Raw genomic sequence first — 4,824 nt, 5'->3', positions numbered from 1 at the left:
TAATGACTAATGACTAATGACTAATGACTAATGACTAATGACTAATGACTAATGACTAATGACTAATGACTAATGACTAATGACTAATGACTAATGACTAATGACTAATGACTAATGACTAATGACTTCTATCCCACACTTCCTTCCAGCTTCAGACTCAACAGCTTATCAGCTTCCGCCGCAAATTCCATCGGTAACTGATTGAAAACATCCTTACAGAAACCGCTAATCATCATCGAAATAGCATTTTCTGCGGAAATTCCCCGCTGTGCGAAGAAGAACAATTGCTCTTCCCCAATCTTGGAAGTCGAAGCTTCGTGTTCCACTTTAGCAGTGTGGTTCTGCACTTGAATGTACGGGAAAGTATTCGCTTGAGCGTTGTCCCCAATCAGCATCGAATCGCACTGAGAATAATTGCGAGCGCCCTTAGCGTTGGGGCCCATTTTTACCAATCCGCGATAGCTGTTTGCAGAATTACCCGCCGAAATTCCCTTAGAAATAATCGTGCTGCGAGTATTTTTGCCGACATGGATCATTTTAGTTCCGGTGTCAGCTTGCTGCTTGTTATTTGTCAGGGCTACCGAGTAGAATTCCCCTACTGAATTGTCGCCGACTAATACGCAACTGGGATATTTCCAAGTAATCGCGGAACCGGTTTCTACTTGCGTCCAAGAAATCTTGGAATTGACTCCTTGACACAAACCGCGCTTTGTCACAAAGTTGTAAATCCCGCCTTTACCGTTCGCGTCGCCGGCGTACCAGTTTTGGACTGTTGAGTATTTGATGTCGGCATTGTCCATTGTTACCAATTCCACGACGGCGGCGTGCAGTTGGTTGGTGTCAAACATCGGGGCGGTGCAGCCTTCGAGGTAAGACACAGAACTGTTTTCTTCTGCAATAATTAGGGTGCGCTCGAATTGGCCGGAATCTTCGTTGTTGATGCGGAAATAGGTTGACAATTCCATCGGGCATTTTACGCCTTTGGGAATGTAAACGAAGGAACCATCGGTGAATACGGCGGAGTTGAGGGCTGCGAAAAAGTTGTCGCCGACTGGTACGACTGTGCCAAGATATTTTTCGATTAGTTCGGGATAATCTTTGATGGCTTCTGTGATGGAACAGAAGATAACGCCGTCTTTGGCTAGTTTTTCTCTAAAGGTTGTGGCAATGGAAACGCTGTCGAAAACAACATCGACGGCGACATTTCCCAGTCGTTTTTGTTCGGATAGGGGAATTCCTAATTTCTCGAAGGTTTCTAATAGTGTCGGATCAACTTCGTCCAAACTGTTGAGCTTTTTGGGCTTTTGTTTTGGCGCGGAGTAGTAGATAATATTTTGGTAGTCGATCGCGGGATAGTTGACATGAGGCCAGGTAGGCTCGGTCATTGTCAGCCACTTCCGGTATGCTTTGAGGCGGAATTGCAGCATGAATTCCGGTTCGTTTTTCTTCGAGGAAATCAGGCGGACTACATCTTCGCTCAAGCCGCGGGCGATGGTGTCCGACTCGATGTCGGTAACGAAACCGTATTTATAGGGCTGGTTGACTAGGGTTGTGACTGTAGAGCTCATGAATTTTGCGCTTTCGAGTGTTCTGGATAAGTCTCTCAAAGATGGCAGACGCTTGAACTGTCCGGGGCCCGGCGAGTTCTGGGGGCTGCTTGGGGAAGTTAAACAACAAGTTTGTTGCTTTAGTATATTTTAAGCTACATTAACAACAGCGATCTTGTCAAAGTCAAATTAATAATTTTTTGTGAAGATGGAGACCACTCAGCAGACTTCCACGAAACAGGACATCCTGCAATATTTGCTCAAGGGGGGTCAGGGGACGGCTCTTGAGTTGGCGGAGTCTTTGGAGATGAGCCCGCAGGCGATTCGCCGTCATTTGAAGGATTTGGAGGCGGAGGGGCTGATTCAATATCAGTCGGTTCAGGCTGGTATGGGGCGACCGCAGCATATTTATGAGCTTACCAGTCTGGGGCGCGATCGCTTCCCGAACCGTTACGGCGATTTTGCTGTGTCTTTCTTGGATACTTTGGCGGAAACCGTCGGCCGCGAGCAAGTGATTAGTATCCTACGAAAACAGTGGCAGCGCAAGGCTACGGACTATCGGCGGTTGGTGGGTTCGGGTTCGCTGCAAGAGCGGGTGACTAAGTTGGTGGAACTCCGCAGGGCTGAAGGTTATATGGCTGAGTGTTATCCTGTAGAATCTGTAGAGGTGGGGATGTGCGATCGCGATGTTAAGGGCGATCGATTTGTGTTGATGGAACACAACTGTGCTATTTCTAATGTGGCGGAAACTTTTCCGAGTGTTTGCGGCAATGAGTTGGAAATGTTTGCGGGGGTTTTGCCGGATTGTATTGTGGAGCGGACTCACTGGATTATAAATGGGGAACACCGCTGCGGTTATTTGATTGCTAGGAAGAAGGAAGTAGTCAGTAGTCAGTAGTCAGTAGTCAGTAGTCAGTAGTCAGTAGTTGTTATTAGTTATTAGTTATTCAACAGTCAACAGTCAACAGTCAACAAATAACTATGGAACCATTAGCAGATTTTTTAAAGCCGGAAGAGTGCGCTGAAGTTGATATGGCGCTGCTGTCGTCGAAGGAAAAGTTTTCGACTCGGTTGGCAATTTATGGTTTGAGGGTGCTCAAGCAAATTGCTGGGGAGACTGGTTTGCCGATAACTGAGGTTTCTAACCAGCAGGTGATGGATTGGATTAAGAATGATGAGAGCATTCAACAGTCGATTCAAGTTGATGCTAGTTTTGAAAACTTTTTTACTAATTTGGTGGTGGCGTCTTTGCGACCGTTGAAGCAAATTGCGGCAGAATCTGAAAGTGCGATCGAGCAATTAACAGTTAAGCAGGTTGTGGCGTGGTTTGTAAAGGATGGGAAGATTCGCCGAGAGCAGGGAACGGATGCGGCATTTTTGGATTTGTGATTGGGCTGACGCGCTCAGACTCCCAGAAACCGGGTTTTTTCGGAATCTGTCGCCTGCAACGAAATATTTTCATAATAAACCCGGTTTCTCGCCTCTCATCGGACTCCATGACATCATTGAAAAAAAACTTTTGACAAAGGGGTTGACAAACTGGGGAGAGTTTGGTAATGTAATAAATGTCGAGCGAAAGAGATGCAGCGCATCAAGTTTAACGCAGACACAGGATTCAAAGTTTTCAAAGCTTTCCTGGTGCTTATGATGTAATGGAACCACTCCGATCCATCCCGAACTCGGTTGTTAAACGTTGCTATGGCGAAGATACTCGGCGGGTCACTGCCCGGTAAAATAGCTCGGTGCCAGGTTAATAATAAATTAAAGCTCTTTTCCCGCAACAACGGAAAAGAGCTTTAGTTTTTTGGGGAGTTGTTAGAAGAAGCTCGGCGGTTGAAACCGCTACTACACAAACGAAGTCCGCCTCCGCGGACTGAAGAATGAGAGGTGAAAATTTATGAAGATTAGTTATGATTCAGAAATTGATGCTCTATACATTAGACTTGTAGAAGGCAAGCATCAGTGTCGCACTTTACAGTTAACTGACGAAATTGCTTTAAATATTGGGGAAAATGAGTTATTGGTAGGGATAGAAGTTTTAGATGCTACACAGGTTTTAGGTAGTGGAAATGTACCTAATGTAGTGCTAGAAAATATAGCTTTTACTGTAGCTTAAATAGAAAGAGCGATCGCTACCTGTGGAAATCTAAGGATGAGTGGAAAAATGATTTGTACTTTTGATGCAAAATCTTATACAGATTTACTTGTTCGCTATCAACCCAAACCGATCGCAAATGAAGCAGAAAACGAGGCCGCCATTGCTCTCGCTTGCGAACTGGAACACGGCCCTATGCGATCGCAGGAGGAAGAGCTATTTCTGGAGCTTTTGATAACGCTGATTGAAAAATTTGAAGCTGAAAATTATCCAATTCCCGCAGGAAATGCTGCTTCAATGTTGCAACATTTAATGGATGCGAGAGATTTGGACAAATCAGATTTGATTCCTGTTTTGGGAACGGAAACTGAGGTTGAGAAAGTTTTTGTTAGTGGAAGGGCGATCGAAATAGATGAGGCCAGAAAATTAGCTGATTTTTTCCAAGTTGATATTAGTTTGTTTCTTTAAGGGCGATCGGGTTTACTGTTATCAAACAGAATCGCACTGATAATTGTATTTGTATCAAAAACGTAGCGCATCTTACTCATCAAAAAGAATTGAATCCAAAATTTCTGGGGTCAATCCTCGCGATTGAGCATTCCGACTCATCTCACTCATTACCTCCTCTAGGGGTCTTTTGCGTCGAATTGCATCCCTAAGTTTCAGGCTAAGTAATGCCTCCAATTTACGACGCTGTTCTTCAGAAGCAGCCTCAAATATCTTAGCAACTTCAGCATTGACGCGAATTGCGATCGTTTTGGTTTGCATGATGGTTATGTGATGTTTTAATGACTGTTTTCAAATAATCTAGAATTGCGGGGGAATAGAACCATATTTTAACACAGTCATCACGAGCGATCGCCCTTATTTTAGCAGTCAAGAGTAGGCGCTCGCATCTTTCCTAGTGATCTAACGGCCAACTTGAGCGGCGGCTAGTAACCTTTATTCTATAACTGAATGATCCTCTACAGTAATCCGCCAATCATTATCCACTTTTTGGACAGGTCGGCTAGGAATGGTCTGAAGCAACTCAATCAATTTCAGATCGGGACACATATAGTCATTTCAAATAAAAAAGAGACACTATTGAGCGCAGTAGGCACAGATAAGTTCATCTAAAGATGTGCCAGCAGGAGCATACATTCTGGCTCGCTTTAAGGCACTAAAATCGTGTTCAATATC

6 protein-coding genes, 1 rRNA gene and 1 pseudogene are annotated in these 4,824 nt (G+C 44.5%); 5 read left to right on the top strand and 3 right to left on the bottom strand.

Going from position 1 to position 4,824, the window contains the following annotated elements:
• Positions 1 to 128: 128 nt before the first annotated feature.
• Positions 129 to 1,568 (bottom strand): Fe-S cluster assembly protein SufB, encoded by a 1,440-nt coding sequence (gene sufB / locus IQ263_RS27685; RefSeq protein ID WP_194071244.1) that lies wholly within the window; start codon positions 1,566 to 1,568, stop codon positions 129 to 131.
• Between the two features lie 187 nt (positions 1,569 to 1,755).
• Between sufB and sufR the strand changes: the two genes are divergently transcribed.
• The 5 genes from sufR (at position 1,756) to IQ263_RS27660 (ending at position 4,110) form a co-directional block, all read left to right on the top strand.
• Positions 1,756 to 2,445 (top strand): iron-sulfur cluster biosynthesis transcriptional regulator SufR, encoded by a 690-nt coding sequence (sufR, locus tag IQ263_RS27680; protein ID WP_194071243.1) that lies wholly within the window; start codon positions 1,756 to 1,758, stop codon positions 2,443 to 2,445.
• 83 nt (positions 2,446 to 2,528) lie between these two features.
• Positions 2,529 to 2,936, top strand: a complete 408-nt coding sequence (locus IQ263_RS27675; RefSeq protein ID WP_194071242.1) for a hypothetical protein — start codon at positions 2,529 to 2,531, stop codon at positions 2,934 to 2,936.
• A gap of 245 nt (positions 2,937 to 3,181) precedes the next feature.
• Positions 3,182 to 3,298: ribosomal RNA gene (rrf, locus tag IQ263_RS27670) — 5S ribosomal RNA — on the top strand.
• Between the two features lie 146 nt (positions 3,299 to 3,444).
• Complete coding sequence (locus IQ263_RS27665) at positions 3,445 to 3,663, top strand: DUF2283 domain-containing protein (protein WP_106332875.1); 219 nt, start codon at positions 3,445 to 3,447, stop codon at positions 3,661 to 3,663.
• 48 nt (positions 3,664 to 3,711) lie between these two features.
• Positions 3,712 to 4,110 (top strand): helix-turn-helix domain-containing protein, encoded by a 399-nt coding sequence (locus IQ263_RS27660; protein WP_194071241.1) that lies wholly within the window; start codon positions 3,712 to 3,714, stop codon positions 4,108 to 4,110.
• Positions 4,111 to 4,182: 72 nt separating this feature from the next.
• Here the strand turns inward: IQ263_RS27660 and IQ263_RS27655 are convergent, their stop codons facing one another.
• On the bottom strand, positions 4,183 to 4,410 hold the full coding sequence (locus IQ263_RS27655; protein ID WP_194071240.1) for a hypothetical protein: 228 nt from the start codon (positions 4,408 to 4,410) through the stop codon (positions 4,183 to 4,185).
• Between the two features lie 315 nt (positions 4,411 to 4,725).
• A pseudogene (locus tag IQ263_RS27650) lies at positions 4,726 to 4,824 on the bottom strand (IS630 family transposase); the annotation flags it as partial.

Source organism: Tychonema sp. LEGE 06208 (assembly GCF_015207505.1).
Classification (GTDB): Bacteria; Cyanobacteriota; Cyanobacteriia; order Cyanobacteriales; family Microcoleaceae; genus Microcoleus.
Note: the sequence above shows the minus strand (reverse complement) of the source record. Positions and strands in the feature narration are given on the sequence as shown.

Bases quoted from the DNA above. Each gene is read 5' to 3' on its own strand.
- sufB (WP_194071244.1), bottom strand. From the start codon at position 1,568: ATGAGCTCTACAGTCACAACCCTAGTCAACCAGCCCTATAAATACGGT.
- sufR (WP_194071243.1), top strand. From the start codon at position 1,756: ATGGAGACCACTCAGCAGACTTCCACGAAACAGGACATCCTGCAATAT.
- IQ263_RS27675 (WP_194071242.1), top strand. From the start codon at position 2,529: ATGGAACCATTAGCAGATTTTTTAAAGCCGGAAGAGTGCGCTGAAGTT.
- IQ263_RS27665 (WP_106332875.1), top strand. From the start codon at position 3,445: ATGAAGATTAGTTATGATTCAGAAATTGATGCTCTATACATTAGACTT.
- IQ263_RS27660 (WP_194071241.1), top strand. From the start codon at position 3,712: ATGATTTGTACTTTTGATGCAAAATCTTATACAGATTTACTTGTTCGC.
- IQ263_RS27655 (WP_194071240.1), bottom strand. From the start codon at position 4,410: ATGCAAACCAAAACGATCGCAATTCGCGTCAATGCTGAAGTTGCTAAG.